Source organism: Aeromonas sp. A35_P (assembly GCF_002259925.1).
Lineage (GTDB): Bacteria > Pseudomonadota > Gammaproteobacteria > Enterobacterales > Aeromonadaceae > Aeromonas > Aeromonas dhakensis.
The window spans coordinates 65,944-88,337 of record NZ_NEVB01000111.1; the positions used below are offsets into that span (position 1 = coordinate 65,944).

At 63.2% G+C, this 22,394-nt stretch carries 24 protein-coding genes and 1 pseudogene; 11 read left to right on the top strand and 14 right to left on the bottom strand.

Features of this window, described 5'->3' with window-relative positions; translation table 11 throughout:
- Positions 1 to 9: 9 nt before the first annotated feature.
- From CAK78_RS08205 to ast, 8 genes and pseudogenes are all read left to right on the top strand, one after another.
- Positions 10 to 1,179: an SIS domain-containing protein gene (locus CAK78_RS08205; RefSeq protein WP_017780936.1), complete on the top strand. Its 1,170-nt coding sequence runs from the start codon at positions 10 to 12 to the stop codon at positions 1,177 to 1,179.
- Positions 1,179 to 1,652 carry a PTS N-acetylgalactosamine transporter subunit IIB gene (agaV, locus tag CAK78_RS08210; RefSeq protein ID WP_094696958.1) on the top strand — a complete coding sequence of 158 codons (474 nt, stop codon included), beginning with the start codon at positions 1,179 to 1,181 and terminating at the stop codon, positions 1,650 to 1,652. The genes CAK78_RS08205 and agaV overlap by 1 nt, the downstream gene beginning before the upstream one ends.
- Before the next feature lie 15 nt (positions 1,653 to 1,667).
- On the top strand, positions 1,668 to 2,444 hold the full coding sequence (gene agaW / locus CAK78_RS08215; RefSeq protein ID WP_094696959.1) for a PTS N-acetylgalactosamine transporter subunit IIC: 777 nt from the start codon (positions 1,668 to 1,670) through the stop codon (positions 2,442 to 2,444).
- A pseudogene (gene agaE / locus CAK78_RS08220) lies at positions 2,434 to 3,312 on the top strand (PTS N-acetylgalactosamine transporter subunit IID). Before agaW ends, agaE begins: the two are co-directional and overlap by 11 nt.
- 46 nt (positions 3,313 to 3,358) lie before the next feature.
- The gene (gene agaF, locus CAK78_RS08225; RefSeq protein WP_010635027.1) at positions 3,359 to 3,793 is read left to right on the top strand and encodes a PTS galactosamine/N-acetylgalactosamine transporter subunit IIA; all 435 of its coding nucleotides are present in this window, start codon (positions 3,359 to 3,361) and stop codon (positions 3,791 to 3,793) included.
- Positions 3,794 to 4,993 carry an N-acetylglucosamine-6-phosphate deacetylase gene (nagA, locus tag CAK78_RS08230; protein WP_094696960.1) on the top strand — a complete coding sequence of 400 codons (1,200 nt, stop codon included), beginning with the start codon at positions 3,794 to 3,796 and terminating at the stop codon, positions 4,991 to 4,993. It abuts the gene before it with no gap.
- Positions 4,984 to 5,838, top strand: coding sequence for a tagatose bisphosphate family class II aldolase (locus CAK78_RS08235; RefSeq protein WP_094696961.1), 855 nt, complete (start codon positions 4,984 to 4,986; stop codon positions 5,836 to 5,838). Before nagA ends, CAK78_RS08235 begins: the two co-directional genes overlap by 10 nt.
- 102 nt (positions 5,839 to 5,940) lie before the next feature.
- A complete protein-coding gene (gene ast / locus CAK78_RS08240; RefSeq protein WP_094696962.1) occupies positions 5,941 to 7,851 on the top strand; it encodes a thermostable cytotonic enterotoxin Ast in 1,911 nt (636 codons plus the stop codon).
- An 84-nt stretch (positions 7,852 to 7,935) separates the two neighbouring features.
- Here the strand turns inward: ast and pdxJ are convergent, their stop codons facing one another.
- The 10 genes from pdxJ to rpoE form a co-directional block, all read right to left on the bottom strand.
- Positions 7,936 to 8,673: a pyridoxine 5'-phosphate synthase gene (gene pdxJ / locus CAK78_RS08245; protein ID WP_017779321.1), complete on the bottom strand. Its 738-nt coding sequence runs from the start codon at positions 8,671 to 8,673 to the stop codon at positions 7,936 to 7,938.
- Between the two features lie 128 nt (positions 8,674 to 8,801).
- Positions 8,802 to 9,512 carry a DNA repair protein RecO gene (gene recO, locus CAK78_RS08250; protein WP_094696963.1) on the bottom strand — a complete coding sequence of 237 codons (711 nt, stop codon included), beginning with the start codon at positions 9,510 to 9,512 and terminating at the stop codon, positions 8,802 to 8,804.
- The gene (gene era, locus CAK78_RS08255) at positions 9,513 to 10,412 is read right to left on the bottom strand and encodes a GTPase Era (protein WP_005309385.1); all 900 of its coding nucleotides are present in this window, start codon (positions 10,410 to 10,412) and stop codon (positions 9,513 to 9,515) included.
- Positions 10,409 to 11,080 (bottom strand): ribonuclease III, encoded by a 672-nt coding sequence (gene rnc, locus CAK78_RS08260; RefSeq protein WP_094696964.1) that lies wholly within the window; start codon positions 11,078 to 11,080, stop codon positions 10,409 to 10,411. Before rnc ends, era begins: the two co-directional genes overlap by 4 nt.
- On the bottom strand, positions 11,081 to 12,004 hold the full coding sequence (gene lepB / locus CAK78_RS08265; RefSeq protein ID WP_005309381.1) for a signal peptidase I: 924 nt from the start codon (positions 12,002 to 12,004) through the stop codon (positions 11,081 to 11,083). It abuts the gene before it with no gap.
- A gap of 3 nt (positions 12,005 to 12,007) precedes the next feature.
- The gene (lepA, locus tag CAK78_RS08270) at positions 12,008 to 13,801 is read right to left on the bottom strand and encodes a translation elongation factor 4 (protein ID WP_005309379.1); all 1,794 of its coding nucleotides are present in this window, start codon (positions 13,799 to 13,801) and stop codon (positions 12,008 to 12,010) included.
- Between the two features lie 118 nt (positions 13,802 to 13,919).
- Positions 13,920 to 14,381: a SoxR reducing system RseC family protein gene (locus tag CAK78_RS08275; RefSeq protein WP_094696965.1), complete on the bottom strand. Its 462-nt coding sequence runs from the start codon at positions 14,379 to 14,381 to the stop codon at positions 13,920 to 13,922.
- 93 nt (positions 14,382 to 14,474) lie between these two features.
- Positions 14,475 to 15,455 carry a MucB/RseB C-terminal domain-containing protein gene (locus CAK78_RS08280; protein ID WP_094696966.1) on the bottom strand — a complete coding sequence of 327 codons (981 nt, stop codon included), beginning with the start codon at positions 15,453 to 15,455 and terminating at the stop codon, positions 14,475 to 14,477.
- 18 nt (positions 15,456 to 15,473) lie between these two features.
- Entirely contained in the window at positions 15,474 to 16,073 is a 600-nt protein-coding gene (locus tag CAK78_RS08285) for an RseA family anti-sigma factor (RefSeq protein WP_094696967.1), read from the bottom strand.
- A gap of 23 nt (positions 16,074 to 16,096) precedes the next feature.
- Positions 16,097 to 16,678: an RNA polymerase sigma factor RpoE gene (gene rpoE, locus CAK78_RS08290; RefSeq protein ID WP_094696968.1), complete on the bottom strand. Its 582-nt coding sequence runs from the start codon at positions 16,676 to 16,678 to the stop codon at positions 16,097 to 16,099.
- A 182-nt stretch (positions 16,679 to 16,860) separates the two neighbouring features.
- Between rpoE and nadB the strand changes: the two genes are divergently transcribed.
- Positions 16,861 to 18,468 carry an L-aspartate oxidase gene (nadB, locus tag CAK78_RS08295; protein WP_094696969.1) on the top strand — a complete coding sequence of 536 codons (1,608 nt, stop codon included), beginning with the start codon at positions 16,861 to 16,863 and terminating at the stop codon, positions 18,466 to 18,468.
- A 308-nt stretch (positions 18,469 to 18,776) separates the two neighbouring features.
- Here nadB and CAK78_RS08300 read toward each other — a convergent pair whose 3' ends face one another.
- Both CAK78_RS08300 and CAK78_RS08305 read right to left on the bottom strand, forming a co-directional pair.
- The gene (locus CAK78_RS08300) at positions 18,777 to 19,154 is read right to left on the bottom strand and encodes a protein YgfX (RefSeq protein WP_094696970.1); all 378 of its coding nucleotides are present in this window, start codon (positions 19,152 to 19,154) and stop codon (positions 18,777 to 18,779) included.
- Positions 19,155 to 19,173: 19 nt separating this feature from the next.
- Positions 19,174 to 19,443 carry an FAD assembly factor SdhE gene (locus CAK78_RS08305; RefSeq protein WP_005309363.1) on the bottom strand — a complete coding sequence of 90 codons (270 nt, stop codon included), beginning with the start codon at positions 19,441 to 19,443 and terminating at the stop codon, positions 19,174 to 19,176.
- Positions 19,444 to 19,556: 113 nt separating this feature from the next.
- Between CAK78_RS08305 and ygfZ the strand changes: the two genes are divergently transcribed.
- Positions 19,557 to 20,462, top strand: coding sequence for a tRNA-modifying protein YgfZ (gene ygfZ / locus CAK78_RS08310; RefSeq protein ID WP_094696971.1), 906 nt, complete (start codon positions 19,557 to 19,559; stop codon positions 20,460 to 20,462).
- An 18-nt stretch (positions 20,463 to 20,480) separates the two neighbouring features.
- Here the strand turns inward: ygfZ and CAK78_RS08315 are convergent, their stop codons facing one another.
- Complete coding sequence (locus CAK78_RS08315; protein WP_094696972.1) at positions 20,481 to 21,341, bottom strand: LysR family transcriptional regulator; 861 nt, start codon at positions 21,339 to 21,341, stop codon at positions 20,481 to 20,483.
- Between the two features lie 124 nt (positions 21,342 to 21,465).
- Between CAK78_RS08315 and CAK78_RS08320 the strand changes: the two genes are divergently transcribed.
- Positions 21,466 to 21,903, top strand: coding sequence for a PACE efflux transporter (locus CAK78_RS08320; protein WP_005309357.1), 438 nt, complete (start codon positions 21,466 to 21,468; stop codon positions 21,901 to 21,903).
- Between the two features lie 95 nt (positions 21,904 to 21,998).
- Here CAK78_RS08320 and CAK78_RS08325 read toward each other — a convergent pair whose 3' ends face one another.
- Positions 21,999 to 22,337, bottom strand: coding sequence for a hypothetical protein (locus tag CAK78_RS08325; protein WP_019839856.1), 339 nt, complete (start codon positions 22,335 to 22,337; stop codon positions 21,999 to 22,001).
- Between the last annotated feature and the right edge of the window lie 57 nt (positions 22,338 to 22,394).

Genomic DNA, 22,394 nt, shown 5'->3' on the forward strand with positions numbered 1-22,394 from the left:
GTTGTAGAGATGATCCTTGGTTATCCAGAAGAGACGCTGCGGTCGGCCAACGGCCTGGCCACCGCCCGTGAAATTCGCCAGCAACCCGCCACCTGGCGGGAGACCCTCACCATGGTGGAGGAGTGCCGCGCCACCATTGAACGCTTCCTGCTGCCCCTGCTGTCACGGGGCAACCTGCGGGTGATCCTGACCGGAGCCGGCACCTCCGCCTTTGCCGGCCGCGCCCTCGCCCCCTATCTCAGTGCCCGCCTCAACGGCCGCTTCGAGGCGATCGCCACCACCGACATCGTCACCGATCCGGGCGAATACCTGGCACAGGACTGCCCGACCCTGCTTATCTCCTTCGCCCGCTCCGGCAACAGCCCGGAGAGCGTGGCGGCGGTGGAGCTGGCCAGCCAGCTGCTGAGCGAGTGCCACCACCTGGTGCTGACCTGCAACGGCGAGGGGGAGCTCTATCGCCGCTGTCAGAAGGATGCCCGCTCCCTGGCGCTGCTGATGCCGCCCCAGACCCACGACCGCAGTTTTGCCATGACCAGCAGCCTGACCAGCATGATGCTGAGCTGTCTGGCGGTGTTCCTGCCGCGCCAGTTCAACCCGATCGCCAGCCAGCCGCTCATCGCGCTGGGGGACGCCATCCTGCCCCAGGCCGAACTGAAGGTGCCCGAGTGGGATCGGCCGTTGCCGGAGCGGGTCATCTACCTTGGCAGTGGCAGCCTGCAGGGGGTGGCCCAGGAGGCGGCCCTCAAGCTGCTGGAGCTCACCGCCGGCCAGGTGATGGCCATGCACGACTCCCCTACCGGCTTTCGCCACGGGCCCAAGTCGGCCATCAATCGGCAGACCCTGATCGTGCTGATGGTGTCCAACGATCCCTATACCCGCCAGTACGATCTGGACCTGCTCGGCGAGCTGCGCCAGGACGGCCATGCCGCCCGGGTGGTCGCCCTGGCCGACCGGCCGGATCCGCTCATCAGCGCCGGCGAACACATCTACCTGCCCACCCCCCTCAACGGTGACGACGCCGAACTGGCGCTCTGCTACCTGCTCTACGCCCAGTACTACGCCTTCCACACCGCGCTGGTGCTGGGCATCACCCCGGACAACCCCTGCCCGAGCGGGCGGGTCAACCGGGTCGTGCAGGGGGTCAACATCTATCCGTTCAACCAGCAAGGAGGCGTCTGATGCCGAACATAGTGCTGAGCCGTATCGACGAGCGCCTGATCCATGGTCAGGTCGGCGTGCAATGGGTCGGCTTCGCCGGCGCCAATCTGGTGCTGGTCGCCAATGACGAAGTCGCAGAGGACCCCATCCAGCAGAACCTGATGGAGATGGTGCTGGCGGAGGGCATCGCAGTGCGCTTCTGGCCGCTGCAGAAGGTGATCGACAACATCGGCAAGGCCGCCGAACGCCAGAAGATCCTGCTGGTGTGCAAGAGTCCGGCGGACTTTCGCACCCTGGTTGAGGGCGGGGTGCCCATCCCCCGCATCAACGTCGGCAACATGCACTACGCCGACGGCAAGCGTCAGATCCACAAGACGGTATCGGTGGACGAGTCGGACATAGCGGCGTTTCACGCCCTGCAGGACGCCCACGTCGCCTGCTTTGTCCAGGGGGTGCCGACCGAACCGGCACAGGACATTTTCAACCTCATCTGATTAAGGACAATTGTGATGGAAATCAGTTTGTTGCAAGGGCTCTTGCTGGGCATGCTGGCGTTCTTCGCCGGGCTTGACCTGTTCAACGGCCTGACCCACTTCCACCGGCCCGTGGTACTGGGCCCGCTGGTGGGCCTGATCCTCGGCGACCTGCCCACCGGCATTCTGGTGGGAGGCACCCTGGAGCTGGTCTGGATGGGGCTGGCCCCGCTGGCGGGGGCGCAGCCGCCCAACGTCATCATCGGCACCATAGTCGGCGCCACCTTCGCCATCACCACCGGGGTCAAGCCGGATGTGGCGGTCGGGGTCGCGGTACCGTTCGCGGTGGCGGTCCAGATGGGGATCACCTTCCTCTTCTCGGTGATGTCGGGGGTCATGTCCCGCTGTGACCGGATGGCGGAACAGGGGGATGTGCGCGGCATCGAGCGGGTCAACTACCTGGCACTGCTGGCGCTCGGCTCCTTCTACTTCCTGTGCGCCTTCCTGCCTACCTACTTCGGGGCCGAACACGCCAAGACCGCCATCGACGTGCTGCCCGCCCGACTCATCGACGGCCTCGGCGTCGCCGGCGGCATCATGCCCGCCATCGGCTTCGCCGTGCTGCTCAAGATCATGATGAAGAACGTCTACATCCCCTACTTCATCCTCGGTTTCGTTGCCGCCGCCTGGCTCAAGCTGCCGGTGCTGGCCATCGCCGCGGCCGCCCTGGCCATGGCTCTGATCGATTTCATGCGCAAGGACCCGGCAACACAAGCCCGCCCCATCCAGGAGGAAACTGAAGATGGCATCTAACAACACCGCCACCCGGCTGACCCAGGCGGCCGAGCCGCAACCGACCAGCACCGTCTCCGACGACGTCTACGAAGATCAGCAGCTGGGGGCCGAGCTGACCCGCCAGGACATCAACCGCTTCGCCTAGCGTTCCCTGCTGCTGCAGGCCTCCTTCAACTACGAGCGGATGCAGGCCTCCGGCTGGCTCTACGGCCTGCTGCCGGCACTGCAGAAGATCCACACCAACCCCAAGGATCTCTCCCGGGCGATGAAGGGCCACATGGGCTTCTTCAACACCCACCCCTTCCTGGTCACCTTCGTGATGGGGATTGTGCTGGCGATGGAACGCTCCAAGCAGAACGTCAACAGCATCCAGAGCACCAAGATCGCGGTCGGTGCACCGCTCGGCGGGATCGGTGATGCCATGTTCTGGCTCACCCTGCTGCCCATCTGCGGCGGCATCGGCGCCGACCTGGCCCTGCAGGGTTCCATCATGGGGGCTGTGGTCTTCTTTCTGCTGTTCAACCTGGTGCACTTCGGTCTGCGCTTCGGGCTGGCGCACTACGCCTACCGCATGGGGGTGGCCGCCATTCCGCTCATCAAGGCCAACACCCGCAAGGTGGGTCATGCCGCCTCCATCGTCGGCATGACGGTGATCGGCGCCCTGGTCGCCACCTATGTGCGGCTCGGCACCACCCTGGAGATCACCGCCGGCGATGCGGTGGTGAAGCTGCAGGCGGACGTGCTCGACAAGCTGATGCCCGCCTTCCTGCCACTGCTCTACACCCTGGCCATGTATGGGCTGATCCGCCGCGGCTGGAGCCCGCTGCGCCTCATCGTCATCACGGTCGTGCTCGGCATCGTCGGCAAGTTTGCAGGCTTCCTCTAATCCGGTGCCGGCACCAGGCCGGCCCTTTGCTGTAAAGGAACAGATTATGTTGGGCATCATCATTTGCGGACACGGCGGCTTCGCCAGCGGCATGGAACAGGCCATGCTGCAGATCCTCGGCGAGCAGGAGGCGGTGGTCGCCATCGACTTTCCCGAGTCCTCCACCACGGCCCTGCTGCAGGATCAGTGCGAAACCGCCCTGACCCAGGTTGAACGAGGGGATGGGGTGGTTTTTCTGACCGACCTGCTGGGGGGAACCCCGTTTCGGGTCGCCTCCACCCTGGCGCTGCGCCAGCCCGGGCGGGAGGTGGTCACCGGCACCAATCTGCAGCTGCTGCTGGAGATGGTGATGGAACGCGGCGAGCTGACCCCGTCCCAGTTTCGTGAACAGGCGCTGTGCTGCGGTCATCGCGGCCTCACCAGCCTGGTCGACGAGCTGGCGCGCGAGCGGGCCGAGACCCTGGCCGAGGAGGGGATCTAGATGGCAGAGCGGATCCGCGCCCGCCGCCTGCTGACCGAGCAGGGCTGGCTGACACACCAGGTACTGACCCATGAGGGGGGCGTCATCACCGCCATCGCCCCCATACCGGCCGACGACCCGGTGCGGGAGGTCGAGCTGCTGGTGCCCGCCCTCATCGATGGCCATGTCCACGGCGGGGCCGGCGTCGACGTGATGGACGAGGCTGCCGACGTCCTGGCCCGCCTCTCCCTTGCCAAGGCGGCAGAAGGGGTGGGCGCCTTCCTCGCCACCACGGTCACCGCCCCGCTGCCCGCCATCCTCAGCACCCTGGGCCGCATCGCCGATGCCATGGCGGGCCCCCTGCCGGGCGCACAACTGCTCGGCAGCTATCTGGAGGGGCCCTACTTCACCCCGGACAACAAGGGTGCCCATGACCCGGCCCTGTTCCGGGAGCTGGATCTGGCGGAGCTCGACCGGCTGCAACAGGCGGCGCGAGGCACCCTGAAGGTAGTCGCCCTCGCCCCCGAGAAAACCGGGGCGCTGGCCGCCATCCGTCATCTCAAGCAGGCCGGCATCCGGGTGATGCTGGGTCACTCCGCCGCCAACCACGACACCACCATGGCGGCGCTGGCGGCGGGGGCCTCCGGGCTGGTGCACTGCTTCAACGGCATGCGCGGCCTGCACCACAGAGAACCCGGCATGGTCGGCGCCGGCCTGGTGCATCCCGATGCCTGGCTGGAGCTCATCGCCGACGGCCACCACGTCCACCCGAGCGTGCTCAGACTCTGTCACTGCTGCGCCAGGGATCGCCTGCTGCTCATCACGGATGCCATGCGCGCCGCCGGCATGCCGGACGGCCACTACCTGCTCGGCGACTACCGGGTGGAGATGAAGGACGGGGTGGTGCGCACCGACACCGGCGGCCTGGCGGGCAGCACCCTCGCCCTGCTCGGCGCCGTGCGCAACATGGTGCAGCTGGCCGGCGTGCCGCTGGAGGAGGCCATCCGCATGGCTTCGCTGGCTCCGGCCCGGATGCTGGGGATGGAACATCGCCTCGGCTCGCTGGCCGTCGGCAAGCAGGCCAACCTGCTCGCCCTGACCGCGGAACTCAATCAACAACACATCTGGGTGGCGGGCCGGGAGATCCTCCCCACCCCTGCCCCGCTCTCTTTCCCTGAAGCTGGTGCCCGCCAGGGCGCCAAGGAGTCCTCATGTATCTGATCTCGTCCCACGAAATGCTTAAAGATGCCCAGCGCCGCGGCTATGCGGTGCCCGCCTTCAACATCCACAACCTGGAGACCGTCGAGGTGGTGGCCCGCACCGCCGCCAAGCTGAACTCCCCGGTGATCCTGGCCGCCACGCCGGGCACCTACCGCCACGCGGGGGTCGAGTACCTGGTTTCCATCTGCGCCTCGGCGGCCCACCAGTACCGCATTCCGCTGGTGCTGCATCTGGACCACCACGAGGACGAGCAAGATATCCACTACAAGGTTGAAGCCGGCATCCACTCCGCCATGATCGACGCCTCCCACCTGCCGTTCGAGGAGAACGTCGCCAAGGTGCAGCGGGTCGTCACCTTCTGCCACCGCATGGGGGCAAGCGTGGAGGCCGAACTGGGCCAGCTCGGCGGCCAGGAGGATGACCTCATCGTGGACACCGCCAACGCCCATCTGACCGACCCGGACAAGGCGGCCGAGTTCGTGGCGCGCACCGGCATCGACTCCCTGGCCGTCGCCATCGGCACGGCCCACGGCCTCTACAAGGAGGAGCCGCGCCTGGACTTCGAGCGTCTCGCCGCCATCCGGGCCAGGGTCGCGGTGCCGCTGGTGCTGCACGGCGCCTCCGGCATTCCCGACCGGGACGTGCGCCGCTGCATCGAGCTCGGGGTGTGCAAGGTCAACGTGGCCACCGAGCTCAAGATCGCCTTCTCCGATGCCATGAAGGCCTTCCTGGCCTCCCACCCGGATGCCAGCGACCCGCGCCAGTATCTGGTGCCCGCCATGGCCGCCATGGAGGAGGTGGTCGCCGCCAAGATCCGCATGTGCATGAGCGACGGCAAGCTGTAATCCCAAAGGCGGGCCCGCTGCGGCGAGCCCGCCTCCATCCCGGTATCACAGGCGAGGTTCTGCCGACTCACACCTCACTCACATCAACACATGGAGACACCCATGCACGCACGTACCGTCATGACGCTGCTGCTCATGCTGAGCCCCTTCGCCCAGGCCGAAACCCTGTCGCTGGAGGGTGACCAGTACCGTATCAAGGTCGAAACCGATGCCGGCAAGTTCCGGGAACTGACCTTCACCAATACCGCCAACGGCGATCTCATTCGCTCTGACAACCTGTTCGACATCAAGGGGACGGATGATCGGCTGACCCCCTCCGCCGATTTCAAGGTCACCGCATTCACCAAGAACGGTGACCGGATCGAGATGGCGTTGGAAAATGCCGACTTCGTGGTCAAGAGCGCCATCCGGCTGGGCCGGGACAAGCGCTACGCCAGCATCGACTTTGCCCTCGACACCCTCAAGAACGGCAAAAAGATCAACGGCTTCTCCATGCTTCCCTTCCACTCCCAGGCGCCGTTTGTCTATGGCGCCATCAACAGCTCGCCCATCGTCAGCGACAGCTTCTTCATTACCCCCCAAAATCCGCTGGTCAATACCCGGGCCTACGAGGGTGGCGTCAGCCAGCTGATCCCGCTCAAGCTGCCGCTCGCCCAGGGCAAGCCACTCAGCTATCGCACCTATGTCGGCACCTTTGGCGAGGGTCAGCTCAGGCGCGACTTCAACCGCTTCCTCAACGAGGCCCGCGATCGTCCCTACGCCCCCTACCTGCATTACAACTCCTGGCTCGACATCGGCTTCTTCAATCCCTACACGGAGGCCGAAGCACTCAAGCGCATCGATCAGTTCGGCGAGGCGCTGATCAGCCGGCGCGGCGTGCCCATGAACGGCTTTCTGTTTGACGACGGCTGGGACGATCGACTGGGCAACTGGGGTTTCAGCAAGGATTTCCCCAACGGCTTCAGCAAGCTCAAGCGCGCGGCCGAACGCTACCATGCCCAGCTCGGGATCTGGCTCTCCCCCTGGGGTGGCTACAACAAGCCAAGGGATGAGCGGGTCTCCCATGCCGCCGAGTTCGGCTACGAGCTGAGCGATGGCAAGTTCGCCCTCTCCGGCCCGGTCTACTACCAGAACTTCCACCAGAAGGTGATGTCGCTCATCAAGGATCAGGGGGTCACCCACTTCAAGTTCGACGGGACCGGCAATGCGGACAAGCTGATCGAGGGGAGCCGCTTCACCAGCGACTTCGATGCCGCCATCCATCTGATCGCGGATGCGCGAGCCGCCAATCCGAAGGTATTCATCAACCTGACCACCGGCACCACCGCCTCCCCCGCCTGGCTGTTCTTTGTCGATTCCATCTGGCGCGGCGGCGATGACATCAACTTCTACGGACCCGGCTCCAGGGTGCAGCAGTGGATCACCTACCGGGATGCCGAGACCTATCGCTCCATCGTCAAGAACGGCCCCCTGTTCCCGCTCAACTCCCTGATGCTGCACGGGCTGGTCTATGCCAAACAGGCCAAGCATCTGGATCGGCAGTCACCGCTGGACTTCGCCGATCAGGCCTGGAGCTACTTCGCCACCGGCACCCAGTTGCAGGAGCTCTATCTCACGCCAGAACTGTTGAGCGACCAGGACTGGGACCTGCTGGCCAAGGCGGCTCTCTGGTCGCAGCAGAACCAGGCCGTGCTGTTCGACAGCCACTGGATCGGCGGCGACCCCACCCTGCTGGCGGTGTATGGCTGGGCGGCCTGGAGTCCGAGCCGCGCCTTCATTACCCTGCGCAATCCCTCCAGCCAACCGCAGACATTCCTGCTGGAGCCTCAGCGCCAGCTGGAGATCCCGGCGGGCGAGGCCACCCGCTTCACGGTGCAGCCACGCTATGGCAGCAATGCCAGCGTACCGGCCACCCTCGATGCCCCCCGCCTCATCACCCTGGCACCGCTCGAGCTCATCACCCTGGAGCTGACTCCGGCGGGAGCCAAACCCGCTGCTGCGGAAAAATCCTGACCCAGACCAAGTTTGACCTGACAAAAAGGGACGCCGCGGCGTCCCTTTTTCTTCGTGCCGTGGGGCCCAGCCCCTGCCGACAGATCAGATCCCCTGACGGGCTTCCTGCATCAGCAGGCGCATGTCGCTGACCGCCTTGGCCAGGCCGTCGAAGGCGGCGCGGCCGATGATGGCGTGGCCGATGTTGAGCTCATAGAGCTCGGGGATGGCGGCGATGGCCTTGACGTTGTGGTAGTGCAGGCCGTGGCCGGCATTGACCTTCAAGCCCTTGCCAGCGGCATAGGAGGCACCGGCGGCGATGCGCTTGAACTCGGCGTTGCGCTCGGCATCCGTGGTGGCATCGGCGTAGCGACCGGTGTGGATCTCGATGAAGGGGGCACCGCTCGCGGCAGCCGCATCGATCTGGATGGGGTCGGCATCGATGAAGAGGGATACCTGGGCGCCGACGGCGGCCAGACGGGTCACCGCATCGGTCACCTTGTCCAGCTGGCCGGCCACGTCCAGCCCCCCCTCGGTAGTCACCTCGGTGCGCTTCTCCGGCACTAGGCAGACGAAGTGAGGCTTGATACGGCAGGCGATGCCGACCATCTCCTCGGTCACCGCCATCTCCAGGTTCATCCTGGTCTGGATGGTCTGGCGCAGGATCTCCACGTCACGGTCGGTGATGTGGCGGCGATCTTCCCGCAGGTGTACCGTGATGCCATCGGCACCGGCCTGCTCGGCCACGAAGGCGGCCTGTACCGGATCCGGATACTGGGTGCCCCGGGCATTGCGCAGGGTGGCGATGTGATCGATGTTCACACCCAGATAGATTTCGCTCATTGACGACTCCTTGAAGCTCTTCACTGTTAACTGTGCAGCTGGCGCCTTGGCACCAGCGCCGATATCCGTATGTCACGTGGGCGGTTGCAGGTTGCAACCCGCGGCAGAGGCACAAGGCCGGCAGGCGTTCAGCCCTGGCCTGCAACTCTGCGCTTTAAAAACAGCTCCCGGCTCTTCAACTGACGCCGTCCCAGATAGGGTTGCAGCGCCAGCCGGCTGAAACGCTTGGCCGCCTGCAACAGGGGGGGACTGTCGAAACGCCCCTCGGCAAAGGCCAGCAAGTGCGCGCCGAGAAACAGGGTACGGGGATCCGGCGCCCGCTCGCAAGCGACAAAGCCCAACTCCCGCTCGAAGCCGTAGAGCAGGGTTGGCTCAATCGGCGACTCGTCATCCGCCGTGTACTCGAAATCCACCGCATAACCCAGCGCCTGCAGCAGCAGGAACTCGAAGCGGCGCAGCGGCAGCTCCGGCGTCTCGCCGTCGGCCAGCGCCATGATGGCGCGGGCATAGGCATCGAACACCTCGGGGAAGGGGGTGTGCGCCTCCAGCAGGTAGTAGACCAGCTCGTTGAGATAGAGGCCGTAGAAGAGGCGATCGCCACCGAGGCGCAGGGAGTGATCCGGGCACTCGACCTGGGTGAGATTCTTGAGATCCCCCTTGCCACGCCAGGCGATGGTGAGCAGGGTAAAGGGTTGCAACAGCCCCTTCAGAGGCGAGCGTGGCCCGCGAGAACCGCGAGCCACCAGGGTAAAACGGCCACTATCCTGGGTGAAGACCTCGACCAGCTGGCTGGTCTCTCGATAGGGCCGACTGTGAATGACGAAAGCCGGGGTCAGCAATCAGTCGTCGCCATAGCCGAGACTACGCAGAGCGCGCTCGTCGTCGGCCCAGCCGGACTTGACCTTGACCCACAGCTCCAGGTGCACCTTGTTCTGGAACAGCCGTTCCATGTCGATGCGGGCCTCGGTGCCGATGGTCTTGATCTTCTCGCCCTTGTTGCCGATGACCATCTTCTTCTGGCCTTCGCGCTCCACCAGGATCAGGCCGTGGATGTGGTAGAGACCGTTCTCTTCCACCTTGAAGCGTTCGATCTCCACCGTCACCGAGTAGGGCAGCTCCTCACCGGTGAAGCGCATCAGCTTCTCGCGGATGATCTCGGAGGCCATGAAGCGGGAGGAGCGATCGGTTACGTAATCTTCCGGGAAGAAGTGGACGTTTTCCGGCAGCAGATCCTTGGCCCACTCGCGGATCTTCTCCACGTTGGTGCCCTTCTCGGCACTGATGGGCAGGATGTGGGAAAAGTTCATCTGCTGGCCCAGCCACTCCAGGTGCGGTAGCAAATCCTCTTTCTCTTTGACGTTGTCGATCTTGTTGACCGCCAGCACCACGGGACACTTGAGGTTGCGCAGTTTGCCCAGCACCATCTCGTCGTCCTTGGTCCAGTGGGTGCCGTCGACCACGAACACCACCATGGCAACGTCCCCCAGCGAACTGGTGGCGGCGCGGTTCATCAGGCGGTTGATGGCCCGTTTCTCTTCAATGTGCAGACCCGGGGTATCCACGTAGATGGTCTGATAGTTCTCCTCGGTGTCGATCCCCAGGATCCGGTGACGGGTAGTCTGGGGCTTCTTCGAGGTGATGCTGACCTTCTGGCCAAGCAGCTTGTTGAGCAGGGTGGACTTGCCCACGTTGGGGCGGCCCACGATGGCGACAAAGCCGCAATAAGTGCTATCTGTCATGACAGTTTTTCCAATGCTTGCTGTGCGGCGGCCTGTTCGGCCTTGCGACGGCTGGTGCCGACCCCGACCAGCGGACCATCCAGACCTTCCACCTCACACTGGACGGTGAACTCCTGGTTGTGGGCTTCGCCCTTGACGTTGGTCACTGTATAGGTCGGCAGGAATTTGCGGCTTCCCTGCAGAATTTCTTGCAGACGGGTCTTGGGATCCTTCTGCTCTATGCCCGGCTTGATCTCGTCCAGGCGACTGGCGTACCAGCCCAGCAGCAGGGTCCGTACCGTCTCAAGATTGGTATCCAGATAGACGGCGCCGATCACCGCCTCGACCGTGTCGGCCAGAATGGATTCACGGCGAAAACCGCCGCTCTTCAGCTCGCCCGGCCCCAGGATCAGGTGATCCCCGAGGTCGAACTCCCGGCCCAGTTCGGCCAGGGTCTTCTCGCGCACCAGGGTGGCGCGCATCCGGCTGAGATCCCCTTCCGCCGCCTGCGGGAAGCGGTGGAAGAGATCGTCGGCAATCACCAGACTCAAAATGGAGTCACCCAGAAATTCCAGTCGCTCGTTGTGACGGGAGCCGGCGCTGCGGTGAGTCAGCGCCCGGGTCAGCAGTTCTTGATCCTGAAAGACATGTCCGAGACGGGACTGCAGTCTGTTCATCTTGATATTCATTTACTTGATTCCGCCAATGCGGTTGAAGCGCACCCCTGTCGGTACCCAGCTCGGCAGCAGGGAGCCTTCTTCGCGCTCGAATTCAAAACTTATCCAGATAGCGACCGCCTTGCCCACCAGGTTCTGCTCGGGCACGAAGCCCCAGAAGCGGCTGTCGGTACTGTTGTCACGGTTGTCGCCCATGACGAAGTACTGACCTTCCGGTACGACCCACTCGTCGGGGTAGGTGCCGGGCTGGCGGTAGTAACGGCCGACCATATCGGGCATCAGCGGGTTGCGCAGGGTCTCGTGAGACACCTCGCCCAGCTGCTCGGTATAGCGGTCAAGCGGGATCCCCATCTGGGTAAATTCACCCCTTTGTTCAAACTTGACGTCGAGCTTCTGGAAGCCCGGGCACGTTTTCCCTTCCTGCTCCTCGCACTTGGGCCGGATCATCAGCTCCTTGTTGCGATAGATGACCCGATCCCCCGGCATGCCGACTACGCGCTTGATGTAGTCCACCCGGGTATCCAGCGGATACTTGAACACCACCACGTCGCCGCGCTTGGGTTCACCGGTCTCGAGGAACTTGGTATTGGTCACCGGATCCTTGAGGCCGTAGGCAAACTTCTCCACCAGGATGAAATCGCCCACCAGCAGGGTGGGCATCATGGAACCAGACGGGATCTGGAACGGTTCGAAGATGAAGGAGCGCAGGATCAGTACGAGGGTGATGACCGGGAAGACCCCGGCGGTCTGTTCGATCCAGACCGGCACGGGGGCCACCTTGGCCAGGGTTTTCTCGTCCAGATGGGCGCCGCCGTGGGCACGGGCCACGGCAATCTTGGCGGCTCGCTGCTTGGACCAGATCATCTTGTCCAGACACCAGATAACACCGGTGATCGCGCAGACCACCACCAGGATCAGGGAAAACGTGCTTGCCATCTATTAATCCTTTCCGACGTGGAGAATTGCGAGGAAGGCTTCCTGCGGCACGTCGACACGGCCCAGAGACTTCATCCGTTTCTTGCCTTCTTTCTGCTTGTTCAGCAGCTTCTTCTTACGACTCACGTCACCACCGTAACACTTGGCGGTCACGTCCTTGCGCAGGGCCTTGACGGTGCTGCGGGCGATGATCTGGTTGCCGATGGCTGCCTGGATGGCGATATCGAACATCTGGCGCGGGATCAGCTCGCGCATCTTCTCCACCACCTGGCGACCGCGATACTGGGCGTTCTCCTTGTGGGTGATGATGGCCAGGGCGTCGACCCGCTCGCCGTTGATCATGATGTCCAGACGGACCATGTCGGAGGTTTCGAAACGCTTGAAGCCGTAATCCAGCGAGGCGTAACCGCGGCTGGTGGATTTGAGGCGGTCGAAGAAATCGAGCACCACTTCCGCCATCGGGATCTCGTAGGTCAGTGCCACCTGCTTGCCGTGATAGACCATGTTGGTCTGCACGCCACGCTTCTCGATACAGAGGGTGATCACGTTGCCCATGTACTCCTGCGGCAACAGGATGTGGCACTCGGCGATCGGCTCACGCATCTCCTTGATGCTGGTGATGGCGGGCATCTGGGCCGGGCTGTCGATGTGGATGGTGGTGCCATCGGTTTGCTCGATCTGGTAGACCACGGTCGGCGCGGTGGTGATCAGATCCAGATCGTACTCACGCTCCAGCCGCTCCTGGATAATCTCCATGTGCAGCATGCCGAGGAAGCCGCAACGGAAGCCGAAGCCCAGCGCGGTGGAACTCTCCGGCTCGTAGAACAGGGAGGCGTCATTGAGCGACAGCTTCTCCAGTGCATCGCGGAAGGACTCGTAGTCATCGCTGGAGATGGGGAACAGACCGGCATAAACCTGCGGCTTCACCTTCTTGAAGCCGGCCAGCGCCTTCTCGGCACCGTGTTTGGCCAGGGTCAGGGTATCGCCCACCGGCGCGCCGTGGATGTCCTTGATGCCGCAGACGACCCAACCTACCTCGCCGCAGCCCAGACCGTCGGTGTCCACCTGCTTGGGCGTGAAGATACCGATTCGATCGACGCCCCAGGTCTGGCCGGTGCTCATTACCTTGATCTTGTCGTTCTTCTTGAGCGAACCGTTCTTGATCCGCACCAGAGAGACAACGCCCAGATAGGAGTCGAACCAGGAGTCGATGATCAGCGCCTGCAACGGGGCATCCGGATCCCCTTCCGGAGACGGGATCTTGGCCACGATCTCTTCCAGCACCAGATCGACGCCGAGGCCGGTCTTGGCGGAGCAGCGCACCGCATCTACCGCGTCGATGCCGACGATGTCCTCGATCTCTTCGGCAACCCGCTCTGGCTCGGCGGCCGGCAGGTCGATCTTGTTCAGCACCGGCACCACTTCCAGGTCCATTTCCATGGCGGTGTAGCAGTTGGCCAGAGTCTGTGCCTCAACCCCCTGGCCGGCATCCACCACCAGCAGTGCCCCTTCACAGGCCGCCAACGAGCGGGAGACCTCGTAGGAGAAGTCCACGTGGCCTGGGGTGTCGATAAAGTTCAGCTGGTAGGTGTTACCGTCTTGTGCCTGGTAGTTCAGGGTCACACTCTGTGCTTTGATGGTAATGCCGCGCTCGCGCTCCAGTTCCATGGAGTCAAGCACCTGAGCCTGCATCTCGCGGTCGGACAGGCCGCCACAAGTCTGGATCAGACGGTCCGACAGGGTCGATTTACCGTGGTCGATGTGCGCAATAATCGAAAAGTTACGAATGTGTTTCATCGAGCAAGAATCACTCAAAATTAGGTTAGGGCCGGATATGGAGGCAGGATTTTACTGGATAACCCGGTCGACGGCCAATCTTTAGTCGACGAAGCACCAGAAATAGCGGCCTGCACGGTCAGGAGAGATGGCGGGTGGGCAGGACCACTCCCAGCATGCGGGGACCATAGGCCCCCTGATCAAGCCGGTTGGAAAAGTAACGAACCAGTGAAAATCCGATAAGGCCCCCCAGCAGGCAGCAGAGGATGGTGACCCCCTCCCCCGCAGAGAGCAGGGGGGCCAGCCAGAGTTGCCCCAGCAGGGCTCCCGCCAGCAGACAGAACAGCGGCAGCACGTAGACCAGCGCGGCCCCCTGCAGGATGCTCGCCTGGGGAATGCCGAGCCTCACCTGCTGGCCGACGCTCACCTCGGCGGTGAGCGCCACTCGCAGTCGCTGCGCTTTCAATGGAAACGCCTTGGCCACCGTGCCGGTGCCGCAGTTGGACTGTTGATGACAACCGCTGCAGGCGGAGCGCCGTTCGCACTCCACCCAGGCATGTTCTCCATCAATGGCCACCACGGTCGCCAGCTCTTCGCTCATTCCACTCACAAGACGGTTCCACAATAACGAAAGATAGATTGACCCAATCTGAACACGACTGCCGGCCTTGGGCAAGCAGCCGCGTCTGACGGCTTACTGTACGGCCTCGTTGCGGGCCAGCGGCTGCACCGACTCGGCAATCCGCTTGGCGGTGTCGGCCGGCACTTCCCCGACCACGGTTATCTCGACCCCCACGTCATTGACGAAGCTCACCAGCGAAGTGGCGCCCTGGCGGATCAGTTGCTGGCGCACCGCCTGCTTGGGATCGACCCAGGCCACGTAGACCGAGAGATCCACCAGCCCGTCGGAGAGCATCATGTAATCCACCGGCAGACTGGTAGTCACCAGCTGGTGGCGATCCCGGGAGAGCACCTTGAAGCCTTCAGGCAGCCAGGTGAGGTGCCAGTTCAGCTGCTGCTGCGGCGCCGGATAGGCATCTTCCAGCGCCAGCGCCTGGGGCAGCTTGCTGCTGGCCAGCTTCACCAGCCAGGGGGCCGGCGCAGGGAGCCGATCCAGATCCACCCCCAACACCTGCTCGACCAGATTGCCTTCCCGATCCACCATGTCCACCCGCAGCAACAGGTTGCTCTGCTCGTCAATCCAGAGCACGAAGCCGTACTTGTCGGCCTCCTTGGGTACCAGCCGTACCACCTGAGCCACCAGCCCGGCAGCCCGGCTGCGGCCGGCCAGCACGGGATCATAACTCTCCAGCACCCGCGGCAGCGGCATTTTCACCAGGGTGGCCCATACGCCGGGGAAACGCGCCCCCTTGAGGGTGTAGGGTTCATGGGTATTTTCAAAAAAGGTGTACTCGTCCTGACGCTGCAGGTACTCGATGGTCTTGCCATCGAGATAGCTGAGATGAGCCACCTCCTTGCCATCGATCACGCCGTGGCTGAAGCGGATAGGCTCGAGGCGCCCCTGCCGGGCCTTGACCATGGACAATTCGAAATTCTGTTGCGAGACGGCACTCTGCATCTGCTGCAACAAGGCCTCGGCCGACTTGTCGTCGGCCGAGGCCTTGGCACTGATCAACAGGAGAGAGGCCAGCAAAATACGGCTGGACTGGCGCACGTTCTGATCCCTAATCCGTTATTCCTGAATCTGCTTGTCTTGCAGCAGACGCTGTTGCAACTGGTGGTCGCGCAAGAACGCGTTGATGCGTTCGCGCTGCTCCTGCATCTGCTGTTCGCTCAGCCCCTGCTGACGCTGGGTTGCGCGGTTACCGTCCTGCGGATAGTGCACGCTCACCGGCGAGGCGCTGCCACCCACCGGAATGGTGTTGAGTACCGGGTTGGCTGGCACACCGTCCTGCCCCTGATACTGCTGCACCCCGAAGATGACGGCGGCAGCGACCGAGGCGGCGATGGCGTATTGTCCAACCTGTTGGCCGGCACGACGCAGGAACGGCACTATCGTGGCGGTCTTGGCGGTACCCGGCTGCGGTGCGGCTGGTTTGCTCTCCACCGGCTTGGGCGCCAGTATGGTGGGCTCATCTTCCAGCGCAGCCATGATGCTGTCGCTCAGATCCAGTTGCAGATTGACCGGCAGGTCCCCCCGCATGGCATCACCGATCAGGTGGTAACGAGACCAGGTCTCTTGCAGAGCCGGATCCGTTCCCAGCTCGTTCAGAACCTCAACATCGCTCAAGTCACCGTCCATCAGGGCCGAGAGTTGCTCTTTATTTGCCATAAGTTAACCTGTCTTTCCCCAGTTTAATTCTCGATCAGAGGTTGCAGCTTTTTATCGATTGCTTCCCTCGCCCGGAAGATGCGGGATCTCACCGTACCCACCGGACAATCCATGATTTCGGCAATCTCTTCATAGCTCAGCCCTTCCAGTTCGCGAAGGGTGATAGCTGTCCTCAAGTCTTCCGGCAAAGCTTCTATGGCAGAAAACACGGTGCGCTTGATCTCGTCGGTCAGCGTCAGGTTTTCCGGGGTAGCCACCTCTTGCAAGGCTTCGCCACCGCCATAGTATTCTGCCTCTTCCGCCTCTACGTCACTGCTGGGCGGCCTGCGCCCCTGAGAGGTCAGATAATTCTTGGCCGTGTTCACGGCAATTCGGTACAACCAAGTGTAAAAGGCGCTCTCGCCACGGAATGTCGGCAGCGCGCGGTAAGCCTTGATGAAGGTCTCCTGCGCTACATCCGGTACATCACCCGGATTGTTGACATACCTGGCCACCAGGTTGACCACCTTGTGCTGGTATTTTTTTACCAACAGGTTGAATGCATTTTTATCGCCACGCTGGACCCGTTCAACCAGCTGTTCGTCCAGTAGATTCTGGTCGCTCATCAGAGCCGTAAAACCCCCATCAGGTTATCGTTTTTCTTTTCCGGCCCTTCCTAAGCGCACAAGTTCAGACAGGAGGAATCAGGGAAAGTTCGCTTGCATTGAAAAAAATGTGACGCAGGCTGCATCACCACCCTCGCTTGGGCTACCATGGTGCCAGTTCTTAATCCAGGCCAATGATACTTATGAAAGCAAGTGTTGAATACCTTTGCGACGTACTGATCATTGGCAGCGGTGCCGCCGGTTTGTCTCTCGCGTTGCGATTGGCAGACCAGGCCAAAGTCCTGGTTCTGAGCAAGGGGCCCATCAGTGAAGGGGCCACTTTCTATGCGCAAGGAGGCATCGCTGCCGTGTTCGACGAGACCGACAGCATCGAATCCCACGTGAGCGACACGCTCAACGCCGGGGCCGGGTTGTGTGACCCGGCCGTGGTGGAGTTCACCGCCCGCAACGCCCGCGACTCCATCCAGTGGCTGATCCAGCAGGGGGTCCCCTTCGATCAGGAGGAGGACGCCGAGGGCGAATCCCACTATCACCTGACCCGTGAAGGGGGCCACAGCCATCGCCGCATCTTCCACGCGGCCGATGCCACCGGCAAGGCGGTGCAGCTCACCCTGATCGACCAGGTGCGGGCCCACCCCAACATCCAGCTGATGGAGCGTTTCAACGCGGTCGACCTCATCACCACCCGCAAGCTGGGTCTGCCGGGCAACCGGGTGCTGGGCGCCTATGTCTGGAACCGCAACGCCGAGCAGGTCGAGGTGGTGCGTGCCCGTTTCGTGGCGCTGGCCACCGGTGGTGCCTCCAAGGTGTACCAGTACACCTCCAACCCGGATGTCAGCTCCGGTGACGGCATCGCCATGGCGTGGCGCGCCGGCTGCCGGGTGGCGAACCTGGAGTTCAACCAGTTCCACCCCACCAGCCTGTTCCACCCCGACGACCCCAACTTCCTGCTGACCGAAGCCCTGCGCGGCGAGGGGGCCTATCTGCGCCGCCCCGACGGCAGCCGCTTCATGCCCGACTTCGACGAACGGGCCGAGCTGGCACCGCGCGATATCGTCGCCCGTGCCATCGACCACGAGATGAAGCGGCTCGGTGCCGACTGCATGTATCTGGACATCAGCCACAAGCCGGCCGACTTCATCATCAAGCACTTCCCGACCATCCATGAGCGCTGCCTTGCGGTCGGCATCGACATCACCAAGGAGGCGATGCCCATCGTCCCTGCCGCCCACTACACCTGCGGTGGCGTGATGATCGACAACAACGGCCAGACCGACATTCCCGGCCTCTACGCCATCGGCGAGGTGACCTACACCGGGCTGCACGGCGCCAACCGGATGGCCTCCAACTCCCTGCTCGAATGCGTGGTCTATGCCCATCAGGCGGGGGCCGACATCCTGGCCAAGCTGCCGACGAGCGTGGAGCCGCCCCGTCTGCCGGTGTGGGACGAAAGCAAGGTGGAAGATTCGGATGAGCTGGTGGTGATCCAGCACAACTGGCACGAGCTGCGGCTGATGATGTGGGACTATGTGGGGATAGTACGTACCAACAAACGTCTGGCCCGCGCCAAGCGCCGCATCGACCTGCTCAAGCAGGAGGTGCAGGAGTATTACGCCAATTTCCGGGTCTCCAACAACTTGCTGGAGCTGCGCAACCTGCTGCAAGTGGCCGAGCTCATCGTCAACTGCGCTCTGCAGCGCAAGGAGTCGCGCGGCCTGCACTACAACCTGGACTACCCGGACATGCAGCCGGACTCCAGGCCGACCGTGCTGACGCCGGAGCGGGATTGATCTTTTTGCTCAGCAATGAGCCTGAAGGTCCCGCAGCCTGCACTGCTGCAACCCGGACTACGCGGACATGCAGCCGGACTCCAAGCCGACCGTGCTGACACCAGAGCGGGATTGATCTTTTCGCTCAACAATGAGCCTGAAGGTCCCGCGGCCTGCACTGCTGCAACCCGGACTACGCGGACATGCAGCCAGACTCCAGGCCGACCGTGCTGACGCCGGAGCGGGACTAATCTCTGCCGCAAGCAATAAGAATCAACATCCAGATGACCTCGCTCCGGCGGGGTCATCTGTTTTATGGGGAAGATAGGCTAGCGGGTCTGCAGGGAGAAGTGGATGGCGCGAGCCAGCGTGCGGTAGTGGGCCGGTGCCAGCGCATCGCTGAACAGCCAGAGCCGGCTGGCGGGACGCTCCACCGCTACCAGCTGCAGCCAGAGTACCCCGGGCCAGATGCGGCTGCCCGCCCCCAGCTGATAACGGTTGCCCTGCCAGCTGAGCCACTGACCGTCCCACTCCAGCACGCCGGTCATCCGGCTCGTGTCGAGCCAGGCGCGCCACAACCCCAGACCCCAGCAGGGCAGCAACAGGGCCCACTGCCAGCCGTGGATCAGGGCGGCCAGTGGCCACAGGATCAGCAGAAACAGCGACAACAGCAGCAGACGCTGCTGCCTGGAGACGGTGACGGGCATCGACACCCGTACGGATGGATCAACGCTGGCGATCGTGACGGGCCTGATTGCGTTCCAGGATCAGCGGGATCATGGCGGCGAAGGCGGGGTCTTCCGGCACGCCGTGGCCCATGCTCCAGCGGAACAGCTCCGGATCCTCGCACTCCAGCAGGCGGATGAAGGTCTGCTGATCGGCCTCGCTCAAGCCATCGAACTCGTGCTCGAAGAAGGGCATAAAGATCACATCCAGCTCGAGCATGCCACGGCGGCAGGCCCACTTCAGGCGGGATTTTTCAATTGGGCTCAACATGGAACTCTCCTTACAAAGACCCGGCGATGGTACCAGCTGGATTTTCCGGCTGACAAACATTCCTTACGTCTTTACCATGCAGGTCACATACTTTCTGTCTCTGGAATGCCATCGTGAGCCTGCCAATCCTTCCTGCCGAGCCAACCCTGTTCCCTCTGACCGACCTTGCCATCACCAGCCTGAGCGGCCCGGATCGTGCCAAATACCTGCAGGGTCAGGTCACCTGTGACGTCAACGCCCTGCAGCCGGGCCAGCACACCCTGGGCGGCCACTGCGATCCCAAGGGCAAGCTGTGGAGCGATTTTCGCCTGCTCTGCCTGAGCGATCGCCTGCTGATGCTGACCAAGCCGTCGGTGCTGGCCCGCCAGCTGCCCGAGCTCAAGAAGTTCGCGATCTTTGCCAAGGTCGAGATCAGCGAGAATCACGGCCAGGCGGTCGGCGTGGCCGGTCAGGGAGCCGATGGCTGGATCGCGGGGCAATACGACCTGCAGCAGAGCGGCCTCATCGAGGGTGGCATGGCGGTGCGGATCGAAGCCGATCGCTGGCTGCTGGTCAGCGAACAGCCGCTGGCGCTGGCCCTGCCCAGCGGCCCCGAGTCGCTCTGGTGGGGACTGGAGATCAAGGCCGGCATCCCCCATCTGGAGGCGGTTCATCAGGGTGAGTACATTCCCCAGATGCTCAACCTGCAGGCGCTGGATGGCATCAGTTTCACCAAGGGCTGCTACATGGGGCAGGAGACGGTGGCCCGCGCCAAATATCGCGGCGCCAACAACCGCGCCCTGTTCGTGCTGAGCGGCACCGCCACTACCCCGGTTACCAGCGGCGACACCCTGGAGATCCAGCTCGGTGACAACTGGCGCCGCAGCGGCATGGTGCTCAACGCCTGGCAGCAGGATGGCGAGCTGTGGCTCACCGCCGTGCTGCCCAAGGACACCGAGGCCGACGCCCACTTCCGGCTCAAGCAGGAAGAAGGCTCAAGCCTGACCCTGCAGCCCCTCCCCTATCAGCTGACCGAGTAAGCGAAGCCAAGCGCCCTGCTAGCGCACCCGCGCCAGCAGGGCCTCCTTCAGCCAGCGCCCCGCCTGCCCGAGCGGGCGGGCGCGATGCCACTGCAGCTCCAGCGCCAGCTCGGGCTGAGTGATAAAGTCCGGCTTGAGCACCACCACCTCGCCCCGAGCCAGCGGCCGGTGCAGCAGAAAATCGGGCACTGCCGCCCACCCCAGCCCCAGTTTCACCAGCTCCAGGATCCCGAGATCCCCCTCCACCCACCACACCTGCGCCGACAGGCGAAAGCGATGGCGCTCCGTCCCCTCCCGTCGCCCTGTCACCAGCAGCTGGCGAGCCCCCTGCAGATCGCTCTCCCGCAGCGGCGCCTTGTGGGCCAGCGGATGCTCGGGGGAGACCACCAGCGGCATGGCGACGCCTCCCAGCGAGCGGGCCACGATCTCCTGCTGCGGGTGCTCCTTCTGATAGCTGATGCCGAGCTGGGCGCGGCCGCTGATCAGCATCTCGGTGAGATCCTCCATCAGCGGAAACAGCAGCTCCAGCTCAACCGTCGGGTAGTGGGTGGCGAACTCCTCCAGCACGGCGCCGAGCCAGGGCAGGTGGGAGTCATCATCGATGGCCAGGGTCAGGCGCGACTCGCCGGCGATGGCCTGCAAGCGGGCGCTCTGGGCCAGCAAGATGCCGGCCTCCTGGCTGATGCGTACGCCCGCCTCGGTCAGCACCGGATAGCGCCCGCTGCGATCGAACAGCTCCAGCCCCAGATCTATCTCCAGATTGGCGATGGCGGTACTGACTACCGACTGCGCCTTGCCCAGCTGACGCGCGGCCGCCGAGAAGGAGCCTGCCTGTGCGGCGGCCAGCAATACCCTGAGTTGTTCCAGCGATGGGTTCATCATCCTACTCCTGCAAATGCGGCAATCCATCTATTTTAGCGATGGATACCAACGTGAAACTATCAATAAATAGCGATAGATTGCCAACCAGTCAGTCAACATAGCGGTTTAAAGAGAGGAATTTATGCGTACCCGCAATGACCGTATCCGCCACGCCATCGGCTTTGAAGTGATAGGTCTGCTCATCGCAGCCCCCCTGGCCAGCTGGATCACAGGCATCGAGCTCAGCCACATGGGGCCGCTGGCCGTCCTGTTCTCGGTACTGGCCACCGTCTGGAACTATGTCTACAACATCGGCTTCGACAAGCTGCTGCTCAAGTACCAGGGTCACCCGCACAAGACCTTGTGGCAGCGCGTGGTCCATGCGTTCGGCTTTGAAGGTGGCTTCATGGCGCTCACCCTGCCGGTCATCGCCTGGTGGCTGGATCTCGCCCTGCTGGCGGCACTGGCGCTCAACATCGGCTTCGTGACCTTCTATCTGGTCTACGCCTTCGTCTACAACTGGAGCTACGACAAGGTGTACCCGATCCCGGGCCAGTGGCAGCAGAACGCACTGGGTTGAACAACGGCAAAAAACGGTAGGAAAAACGAGGCACCATCATGCAAGGGGCATGATGGTGCTGGGGGAGGACAAGCCCGGCGGGCCTGCCGCGTCGTTCAGGCTTGTGCCTTCAGCTCTTCGGTCTGGGCCTCTGCCTCGGCCTCCTGGGTCAGCATGGCCTCAAGGTCGCTCTGGTACTGGGTCAGCAGACGCTGGGCCGCCACCATGTCGCCCTTGTGCAGGCGCTCGAACAGATGGTGTTGCACCACGCCGTTGAGATACTCCACCGTGACCGGTTGCTCCAGGGTCTCCAGCAACTCCTCTTTTTCCAGCTCGGCATTGATTTCATCGGCACTGGTACGCAGCAGACCGGCCAGTTGCACCAACATACGGCGCTCACCTTCGCGCAACAGGCTCAACATGCGGTTTCTCTGCTGCTCATTCTGTTGGGTCATACATTTCCTTACGTCGAATGGGAACAAGCCCGCTCATTCTGCCTTGTCGCTCTGACA

Coding starts and splice junctions, on each gene's coding strand:
- agaV (WP_094696958.1), top strand. CDS start 1,179: ATGCCGAACATAGTGCTGAGCCGTATCGACGAGCGCCTGATCCATGGT.
- CAK78_RS08325 (WP_019839856.1), bottom strand. CDS start 22,337: ATGACCCAACAGAATGAGCAGCAGAGAAACCGCATGTTGAGCCTGTTG.
- CAK78_RS08235 (WP_094696961.1), top strand. CDS start 4,984: ATGTATCTGATCTCGTCCCACGAAATGCTTAAAGATGCCCAGCGCCGC.
- era (WP_005309385.1), bottom strand. CDS start 10,412: ATGACAGATAGCACTTATTGCGGCTTTGTCGCCATCGTGGGCCGCCCC.
- nadB (WP_094696969.1), top strand. CDS start 16,861: ATGAAAGCAAGTGTTGAATACCTTTGCGACGTACTGATCATTGGCAGC.
- CAK78_RS08300 (WP_094696970.1), bottom strand. CDS start 19,154: ATGCCCGTCACCGTCTCCAGGCAGCAGCGTCTGCTGCTGTTGTCGCTG.
- rnc (WP_094696964.1), bottom strand. CDS start 11,080: ATGAATATCAAGATGAACAGACTGCAGTCCCGTCTCGGACATGTCTTT.
- CAK78_RS08205 (WP_017780936.1), top strand. CDS start 10: ATGATCCTTGGTTATCCAGAAGAGACGCTGCGGTCGGCCAACGGCCTG.
- pdxJ (WP_017779321.1), bottom strand. CDS start 8,673: ATGAGCGAAATCTATCTGGGTGTGAACATCGATCACATCGCCACCCTG.
- agaW (WP_094696959.1), top strand. CDS start 1,668: ATGGAAATCAGTTTGTTGCAAGGGCTCTTGCTGGGCATGCTGGCGTTC.
- lepA (WP_005309379.1), bottom strand. CDS start 13,801: ATGAAACACATTCGTAACTTTTCGATTATTGCGCACATCGACCACGGT.
- rpoE (WP_094696968.1), bottom strand. CDS start 16,678: ATGAGCGACCAGAATCTACTGGACGAACAGCTGGTTGAACGGGTCCAG.
- CAK78_RS08285 (WP_094696967.1), bottom strand. CDS start 16,073: ATGGCAAATAAAGAGCAACTCTCGGCCCTGATGGACGGTGACTTGAGC.
- ast (WP_094696962.1), top strand. CDS start 5,941: ATGCACGCACGTACCGTCATGACGCTGCTGCTCATGCTGAGCCCCTTC.
- CAK78_RS08305 (WP_005309363.1), bottom strand. CDS start 19,443: ATGTTGAGCCCAATTGAAAAATCCCGCCTGAAGTGGGCCTGCCGCCGT.
- CAK78_RS08315 (WP_094696972.1), bottom strand. CDS start 21,341: ATGAACCCATCGCTGGAACAACTCAGGGTATTGCTGGCCGCCGCACAG.
- lepB (WP_005309381.1), bottom strand. CDS start 12,004: ATGGCAAGCACGTTTTCCCTGATCCTGGTGGTGGTCTGCGCGATCACC.
- CAK78_RS08320 (WP_005309357.1), top strand. CDS start 21,466: ATGCGTACCCGCAATGACCGTATCCGCCACGCCATCGGCTTTGAAGTG.
- agaF (WP_010635027.1), top strand. CDS start 3,359: ATGTTGGGCATCATCATTTGCGGACACGGCGGCTTCGCCAGCGGCATG.
- nagA (WP_094696960.1), top strand. CDS start 3,794: ATGGCAGAGCGGATCCGCGCCCGCCGCCTGCTGACCGAGCAGGGCTGG.
- CAK78_RS08275 (WP_094696965.1), bottom strand. CDS start 14,381: ATGAGCGAAGAGCTGGCGACCGTGGTGGCCATTGATGGAGAACATGCC.